The sequence below is a fragment of the Pseudomonas sp. 15A4 genome (assembly GCF_016925575.1).
In the GTDB taxonomy this organism is placed as follows: domain Bacteria; phylum Pseudomonadota; class Gammaproteobacteria; order Pseudomonadales; family Pseudomonadaceae; genus Aquipseudomonas.
Genome location: NZ_CP068986.1, coordinates 3888551 through 3911414, shown reverse-complemented (window position 1 = coordinate 3911414; position 22864 = coordinate 3888551). Strand labels below are relative to the sequence as shown.

Here is a 22864-nt window from a genome sequence, read left to right as displayed (position 1 = left end):
CACGCTAAGAACGCCAGGTAGGGGAGACATGAACGATTCACTGAAGGAGATGGGTAAGCGGTTGTATGTGAGTTTGCAGCCCTCCATTCGGCACCAGAAAGGAGGTCAGGTGGAGCGTATCTTTGCGTCACTCAACGGGCGTTTACCATTGAGTTGGTCTGACCATCATAGTGGGCACCACTATCACATGGCGCTCGAAATTCAGCAGGTTCGAACGCTGCTAAAGGCCGCTCTGGTGCGTCACAATAGTACCGTGAGCGATAGCGGCCGCACACCCAGCGACCTTTGGGCTCGACAGCACCACCAGCGCAGTTAGGGTTGGTCGCGCCATTCTTATATGCAGCCGGCAGATAAACCCCTGACCGGCTGAGACTTCTCTGTGGTCAATCCAGCAGCACTGGCGGGATGACGATCACACGGCCTTCAAGGCTTCCCAGTGTCTTCTCCAACATCGCTGGTCGCACCTGATCCTGCTGGGTCGTGCTTGCGTTGCGCGCAGGCGCTCCGCAGCGATTAGAGGGCAGGGGAGTGGTGGCAATTCCTTCCGCTGAGACCGCATCATGCGATTTCCACGAGCTACACGCTCAATCATTGATGCCCCGACCCCGTGAAGAGCTCAGCCCATTCTGATTTTCGAGGTGTGCGAATAGCCAATCCATCTCTTGAGAGGACAAGTTTGCCGTTTGCAGGCCTTTATCTGGTGGGGTTTCAGGCATGTTGCTAATGACAGGCGCAGGTTGGTTTCGGATGCCGATGCGCGCTAAATAGACCAGGAAACGGTAGGTAATGCGATGAACCTGGCGCATCACGGTGCTGACAATTGTGGTTTCGCGATCGGCCCGTACGCACGGGCGCCATTTGGGGTTTATGGGCTGCTCGATGAGCACTGGCTGACCCTGAGACTGGAATCGGTCGCCGGCGGCATGTGAGGTGATCCAGTTAGCGTCCGGCAGCTTAATAAAGTGCAAAAAGCGCGTGAAGGTGTCCTGATCCCAGTCGCTAATGGGCTGCCGGTCTACGAGGAAGCTCCAGTTGAGCGCAGTCTGGAGCACGGCCGTGTAATCGAGGTATCGGCCAGCCCAAGGGTTTTGTCTGGTTTGCATAGACTCCAGGATGAAGTCCGCCGCGTGACGGCACATTTCGACTGGGCGACTGGATTGATCCACTTGGGATAGGCGATGCAGGACATGGATGTTGGCCGGGAAATCCAAGCCTTCGTTTATGCAGCGCACGAACACCGACATCGTCGGGAAAATGGGGAACGGGTTCAACGTCTGTGTCATGGGCGATTCAGGAGGTTCCGCAGGTTCAGGATTTATGGCTCGGATGGGTCTCGGGTTCAGCGTAGTTCAGCGGGAGGATTTGGCCGGCTTAACGGGATTGCCGCGGTGAGCTGTGGTGTTGGATTTCGCACTTCGTGGCGCTGGGTCGGTTGTGTGTGTGTTCGTTCGCGGCTGGTTGGTCAAAACTGGCTGGTCGTGATGGTTATGGTTTTGGAATCGGCCGCGGAGATCCGTATGGATTTTCTAGCCGACGAGATTGGGTTTGGATTGGATTTGGGGGAGCTGATGTGTTGCCGATGAGAGGGCGCTTGACAGATCTTAAAAGGAGTATGGTGTCTGATAAGGATCGACTAGCATCGCAGGCTTCATCAAACGAAGCGTCCGGAATCAGAAAAACGATCCAGAGACGCACAAATTGGACAGACGAGGGTAAGCCCTTGAAATTTCTTTCGAATGAAGCGTCCAAGGTTAAAAAATTTTAGTCCAGGAATTACGAAACGCTGACATACAAAGAATCGACACGCTGACACATAATTTAACATAATATACATTATGCGTAACAGGGTATTACGTTGCTGGGGCGGCATGAGCGAGAATTGAATGCTATGGCTGTCGATCTCATTGACCCTGTCTTTATGACGCCATGCGCCATGCTGACATCAAGGCTCGTCTTGAATGCTGGCGGCTCACCGCTTGCTCCAAGCTTGCTGATCCAACAACTGTGATCAAGCCTCGCCTGCACACCACACCACACCGCGCAAAGTTAACGACGCGTTTGAATCCGCTTTGAGCAACATGCGGCCGAGTGCGCGCATCCAGCACGCGTCGATCTCTAAGCGGCGCCAACGCACGCACCACTGATCCCATGTCACGCGGCGCGGATCTCAATACCTACGACTGCATGTCAACGACACTTAAAGCTCATCCGCAGAATCTTGAACAGCAGCCCTTGGAAACCAGTGCCTGGAACCCCGCACCAGATGCAGCCGCCCGAGGTCTGAACCAGGACGCCTCCAGTGTTCAGCCACCCAACCCCGGTAACTGGCAAATCCCCAATGCTCTTCAAGGGGTCGCCAACGCCGAAGTTGCCCTGAAACCCACGTAGATCAAGCCCTGCAGAGCATCGGCGCATTCGTAACACCGGCTGATAATCCTCAAAATCGCCATGCTTATGGGCTAAAACTCGCCCAAGCGCGCAGTGGCACAGGCCGCCCGAGCAAAGATATCGCCCGAATTAGCGTGTAAGCCCCAGACCAGTCCACCAAACCCATCGATAGATCCAGGCAACCCCGCTAACACACCCCAACCCACGAATGCAATATCCGATAACTGTCAGACCCGGATATTGCATCTGGGCCTGTCCTGCATGATCATGCCGGCACCTTCCGCGTTGCCATCAAGGGAATTCCCATGCCCGCGCCCTCGTCACCTCATCCCTTGTTCGAAACCTACGCGAAGTTTGGCGAGCTCAACTTCAGCTCCTTAAAGGAAGAGCTTCCCGCGATCCGTGAATACCTCGAGCAGTTCCCCGCCGAGACTCAGGCCATCGAAGGCTACCGCGCCGTGCGCAGCTTTCTCAAATCCTACGCCGGCAATGAATCCACGTTTAATTCCTACCGCACCCACGTCGAGCGATTGCTGCTCTGGACCCTGCTCAAATCCAGAACGCCCCTCCTCGCCATGCGCCGCACCCAGGCCGAGAGCTTCATGGAATTTTGCCTGGCGCCTGACCCCGCCTGGGTCGGTCCGGTGGTCAAATCCCGCTTCACCCGCCTGGGTGCACACAAGAAAACCGCGACGGACACGTACATGCTCAACCCCGACTGGCGGCCGTTCAGTCAGACCGTCGCCAAGGAAGAACGCAAGCGCGCGCAGGAAGAGAACCGGCCCGCCCTTCAAGACACCTACAGGCTGGCCCAAGGCTCTATCGCGCAGATCTTCGCCGTATGCGGCAGTTTTTTCCAGCACGCGATCGACGAAGGTTTCTGCGAGCAGAACCCGTTTCGCGCGGTGAAGCAAAAGAGCAAATACAAGGAGCGCAACACCGATAATCAGGACACGCGCATCCTGACCTCGCTGCAGTGGGATTTCGTGCTGGAGACCGCCGAGTTGCTGGCCGCCGAAGACACCAAGTACGAGCGCACGCTGTTTATCGTGGCGACGATCTTTGCCATGTACCTGCGGGTGTCCGATCTGGTGGGCCGCGACAACTGGAAACCGACCATGGGCGATCTACGCAAGGACAGCGCCGGCAACTGGTGGTACCACGTGGTGGGCAAAGGCAATAAAGCCGGCAAAATCAGCGTGCGCGACGATTATGTCGAAAACTACCTCAAGCGCTGGCGCCTGCATCAGGGGCTGTCTCCCCTGCCCGGCTTCCGTGAAAGCACGCCGCTGATCGCCACTCAGCGCGGTCGCGCCGGGCTGTCGGACCGGCATATCCGCGTGCTGCTGCAGGAGGTGTTTGATCGCGCGTTGCAGCGCATGCAAGCCGAGCATTGGCCCGATGAAGACGTCGGCCGCCTGCGCGCGGCATCCTTGCACTGGCTGCGGCACACCTCGGCGACCTTCGACGCGCCGCACCGCGACATGAAGGATCTGCAAGTCGATCTGCGCCATAACAGCCTCAGCACGACGCAGAACGTCTACTACAACTCCGAGGACGAAAAGCGGGCGTACTCGGTCAAGCGTCTGCCCATGAAAGAGCGATCGTGATTGGTCATTGCCTGGCCGTAAGCTGAAGGCCGGCGGCCAGGCTAGCCGTTCATTATCGCCTGATGAATATGCTCCAGCGGCATGATCCGCTGGGCAGCGTTGAGCTTGATGGCCTCCTTGGGCATGCCGAACACGACGCAGCTCGCCTCATCCTGGGCTACGGTGGCGGCGCCGGCGTCGAGCATCTCCTTGAGACCGCGCGCGCCGTCGTCGCCCATGCCGGTCATGATAATCCCGGTGGCGTTCTTGCCGGCGAACTTGGCCACCGACCGAAACAGCACATCCACTGAAGGTCGATGGCGATTCACCTGCGGCCCGTCGATCACTTGGGCGTGATAATAAGCGCCACTGCGGGTGACCATCAGATGCTTGCCACCGGGGGCTATCAGCGCCAGGCCGGGCAGGATGCGGTCGTTGTTATGTGCTTCGCGCACCTCGATCGCACAGATGCTGTTGAGCCGCTCGGCAAAGGAGGCCGTGAACTTCTCGGGCATGTGCTGCACGATCACAATGCCCGGGCAGACCCTTGGCAGAGCCTTGAGCACGGCTTCCAGCGCCTGGGTTCCGCCGGTGGAGGTGCCGATGGCGACGATGCGTTCGGTGGTCTGTGCCATGGCGTGGCCACTGGCGGCCGGGAGGATGGCATCGGCAGTCAGCTTGCCTGTCGGCGCGGCTAACGGCGCCGGGCTGGCGCTGCGCTTTCCCAGGTTTCTGACGTTGGAATGTGCAGCAGCACGTATCGCTGCAACGAGCTCTGCTGCCGATTCGATCAGGAAATTCTTCAATCCGGTCGTGGGCTTGGTGATGATTTCCACAGCCCCTGCCGACAGCGCTTGCAGAGAGGTTTCAGCGCCTTTCTGAGTCAGCGAGGAGCAGATCACCACTGGCGTCGGCCGCTCGCTCATGATTTTCTTTAGAAAGGTGATCCCGTCCATCCGTGGCATTTCCACGTCCAGCACGATCACGTCGGGCCATTCCCGGGCGAGCTTGTCCATGGCGAAGATCGGGTCGGACGCCGCGCCCATGACATGGATGTCGGGTGTGTCGCTGAGGATGGCCATCAGCACCTGGCGCACCACGGCCGAGTCATCGACCAGCAGAACGCTGATTTTTTTGGTAGGCATCGTGTTGAAGTGTTCCCATTGGTTGGTGCCGAACCCAGACGTTGCCGTTCCACAGGTCGAACATGATCGTGCGGTGACCGGTGCTGCCCATGTCCTGAGCTGTCAGGTGCAGGTGGTAACGCTCGGCCAGGTCCAGCGCTGCGCGAATATTCAGGCTGGCCACATCTTGCGTGCGCAGGTCGCGCGGCTGATCGGGAAACATCCTGCCGCCGCCGAACAGCTTGATCTGGTAATCCTGAACCTGAGTACCGTTGATAAGGGCGTGTCTGAGCAGCAACTCCAGCGCCTCGTCGCCATATCGGCCGTCCAGCGGCTGATCGTGACGCAGGCGTCCTGGCAGCATGAAGTGACACATGCCGCCGATCAGCCGCTGAGGATGCCAGAAGGTGATCGCCACGCAGGAACCGAGCAGCGTGCGCAAGCGCGTCGGACGCGTCGCGAAACTGACCTGGCCCGGGGCCAATACCACTTCGGCGGCGCCGACAGGCATTTTCATGGCTTGCGATAAATCGAGGGCGCCACCAGCTTCAAGGTGTCGTTAACACCGTTGAGGCTTTCCGAGTGACTGATGATCAAGTAGCCGCCCGGTTTAAGCAGCGGCAGCATGCGTGCGACGACCTGGGTCTTGGTTGGCTGGTCGAAATAAATCATCACATTGCGCAAGAAGATCACCTCGAACTCACCCAGGGCGGGCAGCGCTTCGTTGAGGTTGACCTGGACAAAATTGACGCGGCTGCGCAATGCCTTGTCGACCAGAAAGGTGCCCTCCTGGCGACCGATGCCTTTCAGGCAGTACTTGACCAGCAGCGGCTGAGGCAACGTCTCGGCACGGCCCATGGCGTAGTGGCCGCTGCGCGCTTTTGCCAGCACTTGGGTGCTGATGTCCGAGCCGACCACTTCCCAGGGCGTGGTCCCCAGGCCTTCGGCCAGGGTCATCGCCAGGCTGTAGGGCTCTTCACCTGAGGAACTGGCCGCACTCCATACCCGAAACACCTTGCCCGGCGCGGCTTTGGGCAGCACCTGTTGACGCAGGAAGTCGAAGTGCTTGGGCTCGCGAAAGAAATAGGTCTCGTTGGTGGTCAGCAAATCAAGGGCAACCTGCAGTTCGCCCTTGCGTTCGTCCTTCATGATCAGCTTGAAGTACTCGCCATAGCTCTGCAGTTCGTAATGCTTGAGGCGCTTGAACAGGCGCCCTGCCACGAGTGCTTTCTTGGCGGGCGACAGGTTGATGCCGGCCGCGCGATACAGCCAGCTCTGGAACTGACCGAACTCACGATCATCAATGGTAGCGGTGTCTGCCATGTTCGGGCCTCAACGTGGGTCGAGATCAAGGGCCGGCGCCTGACCGGCTTCGGCAAGGCTGGACATCTCATCGATGGACAGCACGTTGTCCACGTCCAGCACAATCACGAACTTGCCATCGACCTTGGCCATGCCGCTGATGAAATCGGATCGAATACGCGCGCCAAAGCTGGGCGGCGGCTCAATCTGTGTGGACGGAATCTCCTGCACCGCAGACACGGTGTCGACCAGCAAACCGATGTCCTGCGCCTGCCCCTCGTCGGTGCTCGCCTCAATGATGATGACGCAGGAGCGCCGGGTGATTGCGGAATTGGCCCGTCCGAAGCGCGCCGACAGATCAACCACCGGCACCACCGCGCCGCGCAGATTGATCACCCCGCGCACAAACGCAGGCATCATGGGCACCACGGTCAGGCTGCCGTATTCGATAATTTCCTTGATGCCCAGAATGCCGATGGCAAACATTTCGCCGCCGAGCATGAAGGTCAGGTACTGCGCGTCCTCATCCACCGCAACCGCGGTGTGCCGAGTGGTCATCACTGCGCCCATGTCGTTCTCCCTGTAATCCCGCATCGATGCTTTGTGATCAGAAGCGGGTGAATTCCGATTCGTCCGGGGCGCTGGCCATGCTGTACGCAAACGCTTTGCGCGGCGGCTGCGGTTTTACCCGTGGCGGCTGATGGCTCGGCTTGCTGCCGGCGTTGTCTGCGCTGCTGCTTTGAGTGGCGGGCCGTGGCGTTGAATCAAGCACGAAGAAACTCATGGCCTGTTGCAGCTGTTCGGCCTGACTGCTCATTTCTTCGGCGGTGGCGGCCAGCTCCTCGCTGCTCGACGCATTCTGCTGAGTCACCTGGTTGAGCTGGGTCATCGCCGTATTGATCTGCGCGACGCCGGCGGCCTGCTCCTCGGAGGCCGCGCTGATTTCCTGCACCAGGTCGCTGGTCTTGTTGATGGACGGCACCATCTCACCGAGCAACTTGCCGGCCTTTTCCGCCATGTCGACACTGCTGGAAGACAGCTCGCCGATTTCCTGGGCGGCGACCTGGCTGCGTTCGGCCAGCTTGCGCACTTCGGCCGCGACCACCGCGAAACCCTTGCCATGCTCACCGGCCCGAGCGGCCTCGATAGCGGCGTTGAGGGCCAGCAGGTTGGTCTGGTAGGCGATATCATCGATGATGCTGATGCGCTGGGCGATTTTCTTCATCGCGACGACGGTCTGCTGCACCGAATCGCCACCTTCGGTGGCTTCCTTGGCGGCCTTGCTGGCCATGCCATCGGTCACTTTGGCGTTTTCGGTGTTCTGGTTGATGCTGGCGCTCATCTGCTCGATCGAGGCACTGGTTTCCTCAACGCTGGCGGCCTGTTCACTGGTCGCTTGGCTCATCGATTGCGCGGTGGCGCTGACCTGCTCGGAGGCGCTGGCCAGGTTGTCAGCGGCGTTGCGCACTTCGCCGATGATGTGTCCCAGCTTGCCGACCATGTTGCGCATGGCGTTGAGCACCATGCCGGTTTCATCTTTCGTCCCCGGTTCGATAGGCGTACTGAGGTTACCTTCAGCCAATTGCTCGGCGGCGGTGGCGGCTTGTCTCAGCGGACGCGAGATGATGCGCGCGATGAACACGGCCAGGCCCAGGCCGATCACTAACGCAGCGATCAGCGCCGCAATGATCGCCCAGCGGGCGCCTTCGTACAGCGCAGAGCCCTTGTCACCGGCAGCCGTCGCCCCGGCGTCATTGAGCTCGACCATTTTCTGCAGGCGGTTGGTCACGTCTTCGAAACGCACCTTCGACTCACCCCTGAGCAAGCTGCGCGCCTGGTCCTCCTGGTTCTGCCGGGACAGTTCGAACAGCTGATTGCTGGTTGCGAGGTAGGTAGCCCAAGCGCCTTTCGCCGCCGCCAGGAGCTGACGATCTTCCTCGTTCGAGAGCAGATTCTCATAGGTGCCCATGCGGGTTTCAAACTGCTGGCGGGCTTCGGTGGCTTCCCGCTCGGCCTGGGCCTTCTCTTCGGCGACATCGGTACCGATGGAGCGATTTTCTTTCAGGCGATAGCTGGCGGCAAAAAAACGCATGCCTGCCGCTGCGCGCATGGAGGGCATCCAGTTGCCCCGGATGTCCTGAGCAGCCTGGTTGACGCCCCCTAGCTGATGAATGGCGAAGACGCCCATTGCGGCAGTGAGCGCCAGGACCACCAGGAATGAGCTGATCAATTTGGTGGAAATCTTTAGATCGTAGAACCATTTCATCGTGAAACCTCCATGGTGTTGCAAATACGTCAGCGAGCGACAACGGTCGGCGAATAAGGCGCCTGGGTCGTGCGGGCTTCCAGTTGTACGATTTGATTGAGCAATGCCGGTATGTCGAGGATCAGGGCCACCGCGCCACTGCCCAATATGGTCGAGCCGCTGATGCCGCGCAGTGCGCTAAACAACTTGCCCAACGGTTTGATCACGGTCTGAAACTCTCCGTGCAGGTCATCGACGACCAGCCCGGCCTTGTGCTCGGCGTAGCGCACCACCACCACATTCTGGCGTCGGCCGGCGCTGCCTTCGTGGCTGAAGTGGTCGCGCAGGTCCACCAGCGGCAGCACCTCGCCACGCAGGTCCAGATAGCCCTTGTCACGGCTTGACTGGCGCTGGTGTTCGTCCAGTTCGATGCATTCCTGAACCATGTCCAGCGGAATCACGTAGGTGGATGTATCGATGCCGACCAGAAACCCATTGATGATCGCCAGGGTCAGGGGCAAACGAATGCGCACCACGGTGCCCTGCCCCGGGCGACTGTCCAGATCGACGGTGCCGCGCAGCAGCGTGATGTTGCGCTTGACCACGTCCATGCCGACGCCACGGCCCGACAGATTGGTCACCGCCTCGGCGGTGGAGAAACCCGGCTCGAAGATCAGGTTGTAGATCTCCTGATCGGAGAGCACTGCACCGCTGGCGACCAGTCCGCGCTCTTGAGCCTTCTCCAGGATTCGTTCGCGGTTGAGTCCGTTGCCGTCGTCGGCGATTTCAATGACGATGCTCCCCGAGTCGTGGTAGGCATTCAGGCTCAGATGGCCCTTCCCCGCCTTGCCGGCAGCGCGCCGGGCATCGGCGCTTTCGATGCCGTGGTCCATGGCGTTGCGCAGCAGGTGCATCAACGGGTCGCCGATTTTCTCGACGACAGTCTTGTCCAGTTCGGTTTCGGCACCGCTGATGCTCAGCTCGATGTCCTTGCCCAGCTCCTGACTGATGTCGCGCACCACCCGGCGGAAGCGGTTGAACGTGTCGCCGATGGGAATCATGCGCAGGTGCAGTGCGCCATCGAGGATCTCCTCCACCAGTCCCGATACCGTTGACGTCGCCTCTTGCAGCGGGTCGTTGTGACAGGAACGGGCCAACAGGCTGGCACCCGCGCTCGCTATCACCAGTTCGCCAACCAGGTTGATCAGTTCGTCCAGCTTGTCGGCATTGACGCGCACGTAGTTGCCGTCCCTGGCTTTCGGCTCACTGGCCGCCGGCAGACGCTGCACCGAAGCAGTCAGTGGGCCCTGCTCGGCCTGAGCAACCAGCTCGCTGCCGATGGCCACAGCGCTGTGGGGCGCTTCGTCGATCGCCTCGATGCGCACCTCACAGTCGTCCCGCACAAAGTCGAACACTTCGTTGAGGGTGGCGTGGCTGGCCGTCGAGCGCAGGTCGATCTCGAAACCCAGATAGCAGCTTTCCGGGTCCCAGCTGTCCAGTGCCGGAATAGTGTCGGTGAGGGTCGTGACCTGTGTTATCTGCCCCAGGGTTTCCAGGTAGCGCAGGAACGACAGCGGGTCCATCCCATTGCGAAACACGTCCACGCCGAAGCGCAGGGAGATCTGCCAGAGCACCTCGGCGGACGTGTCTGCGCCGCCATCAACGCCCTCTTCTTTAGTGTTTTGAGCGCTGGCATCGGGGACAGGGTGCGCCGCCTGATAGCGGCTCAACGCCTCGCGCAACGCCGCTTCACGCTCCAGGGCCGCTGGCTCAAGGGTCTCTCCGCGACTGGCGACAACGTTGATCAGCTCCAGCATATGATCGCCGCACTTGAGCAGCACCGCGATCAGCCGAGAGTCGACTGCCACACTGCCATCGCGCAGTCGGTCGAGTACGTCCTCGACAATGTGCGTGAAGCTGACCACCGGGTGCAGGCCGAACAGGCCTGCCGAACCCTTGATGGTGTGCGCGGCACGAAAAATCGCACCTATGGCATCCTGGTCGTCAGGTTCAGTTTCCAGTTGCAGCAGGGATTGCTCCATGACCTGCAACAGTTCGTGGGCCTCGACGATGAATGTCTGCAATGCCTGGTCGAGATTGATGCTCACCTGAACCTTCCTTGTCTATCAATGAACGTGCAATGAACGTGGCTGTGGCTGTGGCTGGCGCGGCGGCCTGGCTATGAGGCCGCTTTGCGACACAGCTCAAGGGCCTGCGTGACCGCCAGGCTCTGGCCGGTGACACTTAAGGCGGTGCCAGCGTTCTCGGCTTCACGCTGGATGACCGCGAGCAACTGCAGCCCCGCGCCATCCATTTCTGTGACCTGCGAGAGGTCCAGCATCAGGCGTGGCGCGCCGCCCATCTGCGGCAACAGCGCGCCCGCCAACTCGGCGACGGTGTAGATCGTCAGCTCCCCGTCAATGCTGACGCAGGTGCTGTCGTCGAGTGTTTCGAGGGTGATCGGCATCGCAGCCTCCTCCGCGCAAGGATTCAGGGCAGTATCAGTTTCGACACGGCTGCCAGCATCTGTGCGGGCTGAAACGGCTTCACCACCCACGCTTTGGCGCCCGCCGCCTGCCCCTCGGCCTTTTTCGATTCCTGGGATTCGGTGGTCAGCATGATGATCGGCGTGAACCTGTAGCTCGCCAGTTTCTTGACCTCTTTGACGAAGGTGATGCCGTCCATGTTGGGCATGTTCACGTCGCTGATGATCAGGTGCACTTTCTGCCCGGTGAGCTTGCCCAGCGCATCCTTGCCGTCGCACGCCTCGATCACGTCGTAACCGGCGCTTTTCAAGGCAATGCCTACCACTTGCCGCACGCTGCTGGAGTCGTCGACCACTAATACATTCTTCGCCATGATGAGCTCCTAAAAGAAGGTGATGTCTTGAGAGTTCTGCTGCACGGGCGTCTCGCCACGATGGGTGCGCCGCTGCTCGTCAGTGGCGTAGGTGGCGTCCATGCGCGCCAGCCATTGGCGGGCATCAAGGGACGTCGCCTGGTCCGGGGTCTCGTTCGCCTGGAGCAGGTGGCCATGCAAATCTTCCATGTTGTCCCGCACGTGGCTGAGGATCTGGCTCACACGGTCCTGGAATTGCAGGTCGACCAGCACCTCCGTCATCTCATCGCCAATGCCCCGGCTTTCCTGCTTGAGCAGGTCCGCCGATTCGGCCAGGCGACCGGTGATGTTATGGAAGCGCTCGAGCACGACTTGAATGCTGTTTTCTGACGCGGCCACCGATTGGCTGTCCTGATCGGCGCTGCTCGATGCGGCGTGCACCAACTGCGTGATGCCGTTATTGATGATGTCGACCTTGGCCGACATCTGCTGGCCAGTTTCACTGGATTTGCTCGACAGGCTGCGCACTGCGTCGGCCACCACGGCAAAGCCGCGACCGGCTTCACCGGCACGGGCTGCTTCAATGGCTGCGTTGAGGGCCAGGAGGTTTGTTTGCGCGGCGATCGCCGCTACGTCCGCGGCCATGGTGCGCAGTTCGCCGGTGTAGGCCGTGAGGCCGCGCACCTGGGCCAGGGTCTGGTCACGGCTGGTCTGAGCGGCCTTGAGCGAATTGATCACCTGGCTTAAATCGCTTTCGCTGAGTGACAGCACTTCAAGCGCCCCGTCTGCGGTTTGCCCGTCGAGTTCGCCGGCAGCGCGCTGGGACGCCTGAACCGTTTCCTGCAATCGCGCGGCGATGCCGATGAAACGGTTGGTCAGATTCACAATCGCTTCTTCGGTCTGATACCGAGAGCTTTCCACCTGCCGGGCCCAGATCGGCATGGCGCCCAGCAACACCTCATTGAGTTGTACGCCCGAGGTCATGCCGTTGCTCGCCGCGTCCGCCTCTGACTGCTCCGCCTGCGCCCGAGCCGTGGCTCGCAGCACCACGTCACGCTGGGAAGCAGCACTCCAGGCACCTGCGCCGAGGCCGATCAGAACCAGCGCCGCGCACGCGATGAGGTTAGGGAGAGAGGTGGACTGGGCGAGTATCCATGCAACGGCAGGCACGACCGGAATCAAAGCGAACCAGAGAACACGCGGATGAAGAGAAGGGGCAATGCGAATGGATTGACGCTGGGTCATGGGTTCGATCCTTGAACAAACTTGCGTATGTAACTGACATCACGGTTATCTGCCCAGTGCGTCACAACTTGAGTCATTCCCCTCTGCCTTCCGTCCGGTTTATGACCGTCGCGTGACGCTGAAGATGCCTGCGCTGCTTGTAACCGCCGGCCACGATGACCCGATTGAGCGTAATTCGAACGTGCAAAATCCTAGACTTTTTTGTTGCGGCACGATGCGCAAAGTGCCCGAGCTCCCTGCTATCGCATTGGCAGGATGATGGGATGGAGGCTCGGCAAAGATCGACCGTCGTTCACATCCTGATTAAGACTTATATAAATGTCTGGAGATTGAAACGCGCCTCCCAGGGCAACTGGCGCGCTCTGCCCTGCAACTTTCCGGCATTGGTGAAGTTTGTTCATGAAAGCATTCTGGAGAGCCGTATGGTTCAGGCCAATACCTCGACGTAGAGTGTTGTGACAGCAGGTATCCGATGGGGATTGGACGCGAAAGTATTGAGATCGCTGACCACTTACTCCATCACGGCTGATCAACTTTCTCCGAATAACCCCACTGCATAAGGTGCCCACAGGATGCGCGACAAACGATTCGCCCTCTTCACCCAAGCTCATGTCGGGGGCGCAAGGGGACTGACGCGGGCCTTCGGACTTCTGTTGGGCCTGACAGCGTTGAGCGAAAGCAATGCCTCGCCTGCGACCCCCGTGGCCCCTGCTCCCGCGGCCACGTCAGCCACCGCGCAGCTTCCGGAATCCCGTATCTGGATGACGGTTCGCGACACGCGCTTCGCGATCACCCTGGCGGATACACAAGCGGCACGGGCATTTGCCGCCCTGCTCCCATTCTCCATCGACATGCCTGACCTGAACAACAACGAGAAGCACGCCGAACTGCCGACATCGCTGCCGACAAGTACGATTCGCCCCGGCACGATCCACAGCGGCGATCTGATGCTGTACGGGTCACGCACGCTGGTCGCGTTCTACGCTACTTTCTCATCGCCCTATTCGTACACTCGTTTGGGCCGCATCGAAAATTCCGCCGAACTGGCCCGCGTCTTTGGCAGCGATGCTGTACGCATCACTTTTTCAACACAATAACGTCAGACAATTTTGCTCAAACGGCTGCGCTTTTTGACGGCCCACGGGTGGATATCGGTTTTATAACCAAAGCACTCACGTTGCGATTCTTGAGTGACTGTGCCTGCCGTCATGTCGAGCGCCGCGGGCGAAGCGTTGTGCGCGTTAAATATTTAAAGACATTAACCAACTAATGAACGGGCACCCCATGAAATTACTTACTTTTGCGACAGCCTTATTGTCTGTCGCGGCGATAGCCGGCTGTACCACTGGAACACCGCGCGCTGAACCTGGAAAGTCCATCGTCGACATTGAGGCCCATGCAGGAGACGACATGATCGCAAGACGTCTCGACGGAAATCAGGCCAACAGTTTGAATCGCTTCATTGTTTCGCCAGGCAGGCATTCGATGGAACTGGGGATTGTGATGATCGGGTATCAGAACAGTCATCGTCGCTGCACGGCAACGCTGGACTACGACGGATTTGCGGCCGATGAGCGCTACACATTGGTACAGAGCCGAGCGGATGCAGAGGTCAAGGTGTCGCTGCTGGACAGTCGAGGCGTTGCGGTGGCTCAAGCCGGCAAGGTGCCTTGCCTTTAATCAGCCAATCCAGCCAATCGGTCCGGCAGGCACTAGGAACTGAACCCGTCGAGCGTGGCACCCAGCAAATGTGTGGGTGCCACGCTACCGTCTCAGGGTTTGGGCGCCGGCAATGCGAACGCCACAATCTTGTTGCTCAACCGCGTTTTGAGCGACTTCTTGCCCCCTGCCGCAATCACCACGAACTGCCTGCCGCTGTGGGGACCAATATAGGTCACCGGGGTGGCATTGCCGCCCCGGGCAGACGCGCCGACCAGAGTTCTTCACCGCTGTGCACATCCAGTGCGCGAATCGTGCGCTCGGCGGTCGCCGCAATGAAGATCAGACCACTGCGAGTGCTGACCGAGCCGCCGGTCATTGGCGTACCCACCGTCACGGGCAACATCGACGGAATGCCCAACGGGCCGGTGTCTCTTGCCGTCCCCAGCGGCCTGGACCAGAGCAGTTTGCCGCTGGCCAGGTCCACTGCCGAAATCAGCCCCCACGGTGGCGCATTGCAGGGCGTGCCGAGTGCGGACAGGAAAGTGGTGCCGTAGGCGCCGTAAGGCGTGTTGAGCATGGGCCGCTGGGCATCACCGCCCGGGCTCTGGCCGTCCGACAGCCTGAACTTGCGCTCAACCGCCTCCTCCCGGCTGACCAGTTCAACGCGGTCCACCATTCGCAGCCAGTTGACGACCATCACGCCATGGTCGAGGTCCACCGACACACCGCCCCAATTGATCCCTCCAGCTGAACCTGGCGCGATCAGCACGGGCTTGCCCAGGGTAATCGGCGTCATGTGCCCCTCGTAACGAGACTGGCGAAACTGAATCCGGCACAGCATCTGGTCCAGCGGGGTAATGCCCCACATGTCACGTTCCTGCAGCGTCGGCTGGCGAAACGCGGGCAGGCCGATCGACGCAGGCTGAGTCGCCGACAACCGCTCGCCCTCTGCTATCCCGCCCTGAGGCACTGGCTGCTCTTGAACGGGCGCAATCGGTGTGCCCGTCTCTCGATCGAGAACGAAGACCTCGCCTCGCTTGGTCGCCTGAATCAGCGCATGGCGGATGACGCCGTCCACGGGCAAATCCACCAGCGTCGGCTGAGCCGGCACGTCGTAATCCCAGATGTCGTGATGGGTGGTCTGGAAATGCCAGCGCAACCGACCGGTTTCAGCGTCCAGCGCAATGACCGAGCTGGAGACCTGATCGTCACCCGGCCGACGCAAACCGCCAAAGTTGTCGGGGGTTGCATTGCCCATGGGCAGATAGACCAGGCCGAGGGTTTCATCGGCGCTGATCGGTGCCCAGCTGTTCGGTGAGGACGGTGTGTAAACCTCGCCACTGGGCGGAGCACCCTTACGATCAGGTTGCTCGGAGTCGTAGGCCCATGCCAGTTGGCCGGTCTCTGCATCGAAAGCGCGGATGACTCCGGACGGCCCGCCCCAGTACTGACCGTCCGGAATTCCGCCACCGACGACCACCTTGCCGCGAATGATCTGCGGCGCCGAGCTGACGTAATACAGGCCGTGGGGGTAGGCCTTGATGCCCTCTCGCAGGTCGACGAAACCCTTGTCGCCGAAGTGCTCGCAGAACTCGCCGGTACGCGCATCAAGGGCCACCAGCCCGGGCATCTGATTAGGTGCGATGATCCGTTGAGCGCAGGGTCCTTCGGCATCAGGCACCTGGTAAAAAGCGACGCCTCGGCAGGGTTTGCCGGATGCCGCCGTGCCCCCTGAAATGTCCTGATGCCAGCGCTCTTTGCCGGTTTCCGCATCAAGCGCAGTGACGCGATTCTGATCGTTACACGCATAAAGCGTATCGCCGACCATGATCGGCACCACTTCCAGACCACCTTCCGGTCCCGGCCCCATAGGGCCTGTCTCAGCTTCCCAGGCGACTTGCAATTGCTGAACGTTGTCGGGGGTGATCTGCGTCAGCGGGCTGAACCGTGTGCCGCCCTGATCATTGCCGAAAACGGGCCAATCCTGGCGAGCGGCCGCCTCGGTCATGCCGTTTGCCGGGGGATAGCTGCTCGATACGCCTGCACGCAGCAGCGGGTCAGGTGCCTCGACCGACTGGCCATGCAGCACAGCGCCCACCGCCACGCTCACCAGTAACACCGCCAGCGAGCCGAGCCATGCCGATCGGCGCGGAGCTCGAAGCCCCACGGTGCTGGCGACCAGCAGAACGGCCAGCAGCACAGGCAGTCCGAGCCGTGGCAGTAACTGCCAACCGTCAAACCCCGCTTCCCAGACACTCCACGCCACCGTCGCGGCCAATAAAACGCCGTAGAGCGGGATGACGCGATGGTCGCGCCGGCACACGCCGATGGCACAGATGACCCAGACGATGCCTGCCACCCCGTACCACGCAGATCCGCCGTCACTGAGCAACACGGCACCGCCCAGCGTCATGGCGACACCCAAAATAGCCAATAACCCGCCAACGCCCTGCCTGAAGAGTCGGGCTGTTCTGTTTTCCATGCGCATGATGTGCCTGTCTGTGAAGGTCTGTTGTGCTGCGGTCGGGCTGGGCTTCGAAGCCGCATTCAGCCGCGCAAGCGAGTGCCGTTACCGACGATCAAGGCGCCCAGCACCAGCAATGCGGCGGCGCCAATGAATGTCGCGGCAATGGACACGTGATCCAGCAGCAAGCCACCCAAAGCGCCACCGACCATGATCGACAGCTGGATCGCCGCAACCAGCAAGCCGCCGCCACTTTCCGGGTCATCACTGACGCTTTTGCTGAGCCAGGTCGACCAGGCCACTGGAATCGCGGCGTTCAGCCCGCCCCAGCAAATCATCGCCACGGCGACGCCAGGCTTGAGGTGGCCGAACAGCAGCATCAACAGCGTCACCGTTGCCAGCAGCAATGGCAGCCAGCGCAACAGCGCATACATCCGCTCATTCACCAGCGCCGTACCCGCATAGGTGCCGGCAAAACCCGCGACACCGAGCCCGAGCAGGAACAGCGACAGCTGCGGGGTGGTCGCGTGCGTGTAGGTTTCAAGGAACGGGCGAAAGTAGGTGAACGCAGAGAACGCACCGGCGAAGGTCAACATCACCGCCATCATGCCGAACGCCACGTGGCGACGACGCAGCAGCGCGAACAGTTGACGGACCGAGCCCGCCGACTTGGGCGGCATCGACGGAAGGCTGATCCACTGCCACAGCAGGTTGATCAGCACCAGCGGGACCAGCCCCCAGAACACGCCTCTCCAGCCGATGATGCCGCCCAGGTAGCTGCCGATGGGTGCCGCAAATGCCGTGGCGATGGCGTTGCCGGTGAAAATGATGCCGAGGGCCTTGGGCACGGTATCGGAAGGAACGAGCCGCATGACGGTCGCCGTGGACAGTGCCCAGAACCCGCCGATGGCGATCCCCAGCACGGCGCGCGCAATCATCAGGACCAGGAAGCTCGGCGCTTCGGCAATCAGGATCAGCGAGGCCAGCATCAGACTGGTCAAGCCGATCAACACGTACCGACGATCAATGCGCCCGGCGATGACCGACATGAACAGGCTGGTGAAGACGGCAAATAGTCCCGAAATCGAGATCGCCTGGCCGGCCATCCCCTGGGTCGCGCCGAGGTCCGAGGCAATCGGTGTCAGCAGGCTGACCGGCATGAATTCGGATGAAATGAGCATGGCCACACACATGGCCATTGCCCCTACGGCGCTCCAAACACCTCGATCAGGCCTGGCTATTTCAGGCTCGGCTCTTTGTAGCTCAGCAGTACGCATTGATGCCCTCGACACGTGTCCGGCCCGTGCAATCGCCTCACGCCAGGGTGATGTGCGACGAGCGCCGGTTTTGATGGATTGAGTGGCGTCACGGTACAGGCGACGTCAGCCCTCGCCTATCGGGGTGCGTGTGATGCGGTGATGAGCATTGCTCATTAATGAAGAGAATCGGGAGCCCCCTGTGGGACCGGCTTTAGCCGGGAAAGCGTCAGGCGTCCCGGTCTGAGCCGTAGCGGATCACCCCAGCGGGGCAATATCCCGGATCATGTCGATCAGGAGGCGCAGCCCCAGCGGTTGCTGGCGATAGCTGGAATAGTAGATATGGAACCCCGGACTCACGCTCGCCCAGTCCTCAAGCACCAACTCAAGGGAACCGCTTTTCACGTAAGGCGCGAGGATAGGTTCAGCGGCGTATATCAGTCCACTGCCCTCGCAGGCCAGTGCAATCGCCATCCGCGTCTCGTCGAGAATCACGCCACCGAACACCGGGACCGCGAGCTGAACGCCTTCTTTTTCGAACTCCCAGTCGTATATCTTGCCGGTGCCGACCTTGAACTTGAGGCAGCGATGTTGCTTCAGGTCTTCAGGGTGAACGGGAGTGCCCCATTTGCGCAGGTAGTCGGGCGTGCCGGCGACCACCCAGCGCACGTCCGGGGACAGGCGGTGCGCGATCATCCCTTCAGGCACCGTTGCGCCAAAGCGCATGCCGGCGTCGAAGCCGCCTTCCACGACATCGACCATGCTGTTGGAGATCGAAATATCCACTTCGATGTCCGGGTAACGCTCACCGAACAGCGGTAATACCGGCGCCAGCAGCAACAGCGCGGCATCGCTGAACACATTCAGCCTGATCCTCCCCGTCGGCTCGTCCCGATAGCGGTTGAGCACGTCCATCGCCTGGTCGATGCGGTCGATGGGTTCACGAATCGACGCCAGCAGCTCCTGACCGGCAGCGGTCAAGGTGACATTGCGGGTGGTCCGGTTCAACAAGCGCACGCCAAGCCTGGCTTCCAGCGCCTTGATCGCATGACTAAGGGCCGACGGGCTGATGCCGACTTCCAATCCCGCACGGCTGAAACTCAAATGCCGGGCGACGGCCAGGAAGTACATGAAATCGGCGAGGTTGGCACGGGTGAGTTGCATCATTTACCTACGCAAGGGCGTCTCGAACGGCAAGGGACGGGTTGATCCCGAACACGCGGATTGAGCGGAGTATATCCGTGTTCGCCGCGTTCTTTGGATGAGCGCAGGTCATAAGTGAGCTGAGCATCGCTCAGCAGTCAATGCGTGTCGGGTGAAGATCATCGGGAGGCCTTGTACTGGGCATCGGAAACGGGCTCCATCCATTCCACATTCTTGCCATCGAGGAATTCCTGGATCGCCATGTGGGTCATGCCTGTCTGTGCCGTGGCGCCGTGCCAATGCTTGACGCCCGGCGGCGTCCAGATGACGTCCCCCGGACGAATCACCTGTTTCTCGCCGCCTTGCTGCTGCACCCAGCCCGTGCCTGCGGTCACCACCAGCGTTTGCCCCAACGGGTGCGTGTGCCAGGCGGAACGCGCGCCGGGCCCGAACGTGACATAGGCCGCCGAGACCCGGGACGGCTCATTCGCGGAGACCAATGGATCGATGCGCACCGTGCCGACAAACATCGCCGGGCTCCCGAGAATCGAAGCTTGCGAGCCGTTCGGGACGAGGGTCATGGCGGGCGTGCTGCCGTCCGCCTGAGCGTTGGCGACCATCAGCATCATCACCAGTGTCGAGAGTGCTGCAACTGCGTTCATGGGCGAGCTCCTGGGTGAAAGAGGTTTAGCCTTCAACCTAATTCACGCGTTACCGATGTACTACAGGGCCCTGTGACAAACAGCAGTGAGCGATGCTCATGAATCCCTGTTCGGAAATGGAACCTGACCGCCTCCGCCCTCATCGATCTGGCCTTACGCGACAACCAGGCGCGTGCGCACCTGTGGTTCGCTGCGCGGTTCGGCACTGAATACCCGCCGCTGCGCGCATAAATCAGAACCCATTGAGAGAGTAAGCAGCCCCTGCCTCTATCGTTGCGAGAAACCTGCGGGTCTGTCGGTTTGAGCGCAGTCGGACTACTCGGCATCCCGGTGGCGCCGTTGCTGCGAGTTTCTGCATCTTTGCCCGCGACACCTTGCGGGTCGTCCACATGAACCGGAATAACGCCCCAAGTTTGCCAAGCTGCTCCGGGCAATCCTCGGGAAGGTCTGGCCGAGTCCGTCCCCGGTGCCTCACGGCGCGGACCAGCACGCGCCAGAATCGCAGCGCTGTAGAGCGATCAATCCATACCAATAGATCCGCCCGGCCAACGCGGTGGCCCCACGTGGTCGAGTGTCCCCCTTCAAAAATCCACTGATCGCGGGCTTCAACCTCAAGACACAGGCGAGTCTTCTCCGCCGCGCTCCGCTCGACCCACCGAGGTTGCCAATGAATGGTGTCGATGTGAACGACGGGAATCCCGGTCAGCTGGCCCAATCTCCGGGCCAACGTGCTTTTGCCAGACCCCGGCTGCCCCACAATCATGATGCGCTGCATGCGAGCCCCTTCCTCGGCGTAAAAACTGGCTGAAGTTTAAAGATTTCTGAAGGGATCTGACGTGCTTAATGCTCTGGATCCGTCGAAGAACTGGCTGCAGGTTTAAACACATAACACCCTTTTAAAAAACGTGGCGTCAATTTACCGACTACCAAACGACGTGCTAATCCACAAAAAGTCCAAAAGCGTCATATTCCCGACGAAATGCATTGAACCGCCATTGCCTTCTGCCATTACCACCCCTCAAAATCGCTTCACACCCGCTGTCCCGCGCCGTGATTGCCTGAAAGGAATGTGAGCAATGAAGAGCATTTTTGTGGTTGTAATGAGTATGTGTTCCGGTGCGGAAGGATGTCTGGACGAGAACCAGCCGACGGCGTATTCGACCCGCGCAGAATGCATGGAGAGCGTCGCGCTGATGCCGACGAGGAAAGGCATCAAATACCACTGTTCATCGGTGCCTCAGGTGCTGATCACGCAACAGCGTCGCACCACCAAAAACCACCTCGTCACCAACTCCGCCGAAGCGTCTGTCAGCCCTTGAGCGGCAACGCCGGGTCGGAGGCAAGCCCCGGCCCGGCGCAGTTCATTCCTGCAGCAGCTGATTCAGCCCGCCGCAACCACCGTGATTTCCACCAGCAAATCCGGCGCTGCCAGACGTGATTCCACGGTGGCCCGTGCGGGTGCGTGCCCTTCCGGTGCCCAAGCGTCCCAGACTTCATTCATGCCAGCGAAATTCGCCGCGATGTCCGAGAGCCAGACCTGGGCGGTGAGAATCCGCGTCTTGTCCAGGCCGGCCTTGGCCAGGTAGTTGTCGATTTTCTCCAGCACTTGCGCTGTCTGCCCTTTGATGTCGAGGGAGCGGTCCGTTGCGGTCTGGCCGCCGAGGAAGGTAAAGCCATTGCACTGCACGACACGGCTCATGCGTTGGTTGGTTTCGATACGATTGATTTCCAGCATGTGAACTCCTGATGTGTTGGGAGGGTGTGAGGCATTAACGGGCAACTAAAGGTAAGTGTGTCGGGATGTGGGAGCCGCTTGAACGCGGCTCATCGAGCCTTGCGGTATCAAAACGTCCTATGTCGAACGCCTCCAGCGAAATGTCCGAGTGCTCGCCGAGGATCTGCTGGGCCAGGCGCTTGCCGGTACCGGGGCCCATCTGGAAACCACTGCCGCAGAATCCGAACGAGTAACTGAGGTTACTGGCCTTGCGGCTCGCACCAATCACCGGCAAGTCGTCAGCGGTAAAGGCCTCAACACCGGCCCAGACCCGATTGACGCCCAGGTGTTTGAGGTGGGGAAACAGGTCGGTGACGGTCCTCGCGCTGATGCCCAGGCGCGCCAGATCGACCTCACCATGGCGCGCCGGGAAATCCACGCTGCCAATCAGCTTGCCGCCAATCACCACCGTGCCGTTGGCGAATTGCTTGAACGACAGAGAGCGACCGGTCGCCCCCAGCACTGGCGCGCAGAACGGCGCGACGCGGTGGGTCACCATCAGCATCAGGCCTTCGGGGTGTGCCGGCACTGATTCGCCGACTTGTTCTGCCAACTCCCGCGCCCAGGCGCCGGCGGTGATCACCAGATGCCCGGCACTGAAAACTCCAGCGGGCGTGGTGACCTGCCAGCCACTGCCGCGTTGCTCGATGCGCTGGGCCGGCGTCGTTTCAAGCACTTTCACGCCGAGCTTCTCTGCGGCCAGCCGAAAGCTCGTCACGGTTTTGTAGGGAATGGCGTAGCCGTCATCCTTAACCCAGATGCCGCCCACCACATGCCGGGCGACAGTCGGAATGATCTCGAACACCTGTTGAGCGTCGATCAGCACTTCGTGGGTGAAGCCCAGTCGCCGCAAGTGCTCGACGCGCTGGCGGCACTCGTCGAGTTCGGCGGGGGTTTCCGCGAGTTTGAGCTGGCCGCTGGGCACAAAGCCGCCGTCATCGCCCAGGGTCTGCGCAAGGTCGTGCCAGAGTTCGCGGGACGACAGCGCCAGCGGGATTTCCGCCTCGTGACGGCCCAGGGTTCGAACCCCGCCGGCGTTGACCCCGGAGGCATGACGGCCGCAGTAATCAGCCTCGACCACCGTGACCTCAACACCGCCCTGGGCCAGATGCAGTGCGGTGCTCAATCCATGGATGCCGCCGCCTATCACCAGCACGTCGCTGTGCCTTGCC

Annotated in this window: 21 protein-coding genes; 4 read left to right on the top strand and 17 right to left on the bottom strand. The window is 60.7% G+C overall.

Annotated features, from left to right (window positions below; genetic code table 11):
* Positions 1-584 precede the first annotated feature (584 nt).
* On the bottom strand, positions 585-1283 hold the full coding sequence (locus JN403_RS17260) for a hypothetical protein (protein WP_205483415.1): 699 nt from the start codon (positions 1281-1283) through the stop codon (positions 585-587).
* A gap of 1410 nt (positions 1284-2693) precedes the next feature.
* On the opposite strand from JN403_RS17260, the gene JN403_RS17255 reads away from it, so the two are divergent.
* Positions 2694-3998 carry a site-specific integrase gene (locus tag JN403_RS17255; RefSeq protein ID WP_205483413.1) on the top strand — a complete coding sequence of 435 codons (1305 nt, stop codon included), beginning with the start codon at positions 2694-2696 and terminating at the stop codon, positions 3996-3998.
* Positions 3999-4039: 41 nt separating this feature from the next.
* On the opposite strand, the gene JN403_RS17250 is transcribed toward JN403_RS17255, so the two are convergent.
* The 9 genes from JN403_RS17250 to JN403_RS17210 all read right to left on the bottom strand — a co-directional run bounded on the left by JN403_RS17250 (position 4040) and on the right by JN403_RS17210 (position 12731).
* Positions 4040-5122: a chemotaxis response regulator protein-glutamate methylesterase gene (locus JN403_RS17250; RefSeq protein ID WP_205483411.1), complete on the bottom strand. Its 1083-nt coding sequence runs from the start codon at positions 5120-5122 to the stop codon at positions 4040-4042.
* Positions 5085-5618, bottom strand: coding sequence for a chemoreceptor glutamine deamidase CheD (gene cheD, locus JN403_RS17245; protein WP_205483409.1), 534 nt, complete (start codon positions 5616-5618; stop codon positions 5085-5087). The genes JN403_RS17250 and cheD overlap by 38 nt, the downstream gene beginning before the upstream one ends.
* Positions 5615-6424 carry a CheR family methyltransferase gene (locus JN403_RS17240; RefSeq protein WP_205483407.1) on the bottom strand — a complete coding sequence of 270 codons (810 nt, stop codon included), beginning with the start codon at positions 6422-6424 and terminating at the stop codon, positions 5615-5617. The genes cheD and JN403_RS17240 overlap by 4 nt, the downstream gene beginning before the upstream one ends.
* A gap of 9 nt (positions 6425-6433) precedes the next feature.
* A complete protein-coding gene (locus JN403_RS17235; protein ID WP_122625003.1) occupies positions 6434-6973 on the bottom strand; it encodes a chemotaxis protein CheW in 540 nt (179 codons plus the stop codon).
* A gap of 37 nt (positions 6974-7010) precedes the next feature.
* Positions 7011-8669 (bottom strand): methyl-accepting chemotaxis protein, encoded by a 1659-nt coding sequence (locus JN403_RS17230; protein WP_205483405.1) that lies wholly within the window; start codon positions 8667-8669, stop codon positions 7011-7013.
* Between the two features lie 29 nt (positions 8670-8698).
* Positions 8699-10756, bottom strand: coding sequence for a chemotaxis protein CheA (locus JN403_RS17225; protein WP_205483404.1), 2058 nt, complete (start codon positions 10754-10756; stop codon positions 8699-8701).
* Positions 10757-10827: 71 nt separating this feature from the next.
* Complete coding sequence (locus tag JN403_RS17220) at positions 10828-11115, bottom strand: STAS domain-containing protein (RefSeq protein WP_205483403.1); 288 nt, start codon at positions 11113-11115, stop codon at positions 10828-10830.
* A gap of 23 nt (positions 11116-11138) precedes the next feature.
* Positions 11139-11507 carry a response regulator gene (locus JN403_RS17215; protein ID WP_122537040.1) on the bottom strand — a complete coding sequence of 123 codons (369 nt, stop codon included), beginning with the start codon at positions 11505-11507 and terminating at the stop codon, positions 11139-11141.
* Positions 11508-11516: 9 nt separating this feature from the next.
* Positions 11517-12731, bottom strand: coding sequence for a methyl-accepting chemotaxis protein (locus JN403_RS17210; protein ID WP_205483402.1), 1215 nt, complete (start codon positions 12729-12731; stop codon positions 11517-11519).
* Positions 12732-13303: 572 nt separating this feature from the next.
* On the opposite strand from JN403_RS17210, the gene JN403_RS17205 reads away from it, so the two are divergent.
* Together JN403_RS17205 and JN403_RS17200 are read left to right on the top strand one after the other, a co-directional pair.
* On the top strand, positions 13304-13828 hold the full coding sequence (locus JN403_RS17205) for a cyclophilin-like fold protein (RefSeq protein WP_205483401.1): 525 nt from the start codon (positions 13304-13306) through the stop codon (positions 13826-13828).
* Positions 13829-14015: 187 nt separating this feature from the next.
* Positions 14016-14411 carry a hypothetical protein gene (locus JN403_RS17200; protein ID WP_240356625.1) on the top strand — a complete coding sequence of 132 codons (396 nt, stop codon included), beginning with the start codon at positions 14016-14018 and terminating at the stop codon, positions 14409-14411.
* A 214-nt stretch (positions 14412-14625) separates the two neighbouring features.
* Here the strand turns inward: JN403_RS17200 and JN403_RS17195 are convergent, their stop codons facing one another.
* The 5 genes from JN403_RS17195 to JN403_RS25590 all read right to left on the bottom strand — a co-directional run bounded on the left by JN403_RS17195 (position 14626) and on the right by JN403_RS25590 (position 20693).
* Positions 14626-16875 carry a pyrroloquinoline quinone-dependent dehydrogenase gene (locus JN403_RS17195; RefSeq protein WP_205483400.1) on the bottom strand — a complete coding sequence of 750 codons (2250 nt, stop codon included), beginning with the start codon at positions 16873-16875 and terminating at the stop codon, positions 14626-14628.
* Positions 16876-16940: 65 nt separating this feature from the next.
* Positions 16941-18050, bottom strand: coding sequence for an MFS transporter (locus JN403_RS17190; protein WP_345945819.1), 1110 nt, complete (start codon positions 18048-18050; stop codon positions 16941-16943).
* A gap of 321 nt (positions 18051-18371) precedes the next feature.
* Positions 18372-19277, bottom strand: a complete 906-nt coding sequence (locus tag JN403_RS17185; protein ID WP_205487452.1) for a LysR family transcriptional regulator — start codon at positions 19275-19277, stop codon at positions 18372-18374.
* A gap of 158 nt (positions 19278-19435) precedes the next feature.
* Positions 19436-19918 carry a cupin domain-containing protein gene (locus tag JN403_RS17180; protein WP_205483398.1) on the bottom strand — a complete coding sequence of 161 codons (483 nt, stop codon included), beginning with the start codon at positions 19916-19918 and terminating at the stop codon, positions 19436-19438.
* 232 nt (positions 19919-20150) lie between these two features.
* Positions 20151-20693, bottom strand: a complete 543-nt coding sequence (locus tag JN403_RS25590) for an AAA family ATPase (RefSeq protein WP_240356621.1) — start codon at positions 20691-20693, stop codon at positions 20151-20153.
* A gap of 301 nt (positions 20694-20994) precedes the next feature.
* On the opposite strand from JN403_RS25590, the gene JN403_RS17175 reads away from it, so the two are divergent.
* Positions 20995-21237 (top strand): hypothetical protein, encoded by a 243-nt coding sequence (locus JN403_RS17175; RefSeq protein WP_122537034.1) that lies wholly within the window; start codon positions 20995-20997, stop codon positions 21235-21237.
* A gap of 62 nt (positions 21238-21299) precedes the next feature.
* On the opposite strand, the gene JN403_RS17170 is transcribed toward JN403_RS17175, so the two are convergent.
* Together JN403_RS17170 and JN403_RS17165 are read right to left on the bottom strand one after the other, a co-directional pair.
* Positions 21300-21653: a RidA family protein gene (locus tag JN403_RS17170; RefSeq protein WP_122624994.1), complete on the bottom strand. Its 354-nt coding sequence runs from the start codon at positions 21651-21653 to the stop codon at positions 21300-21302.
* A 34-nt stretch (positions 21654-21687) separates the two neighbouring features.
* The gene (locus JN403_RS17165; protein ID WP_240356619.1) at positions 21688-22848 is read right to left on the bottom strand and encodes an FAD-binding oxidoreductase; all 1161 of its coding nucleotides are present in this window, start codon (positions 22846-22848) and stop codon (positions 21688-21690) included.
* Between the last annotated feature and the right edge of the window lie 16 nt (positions 22849-22864).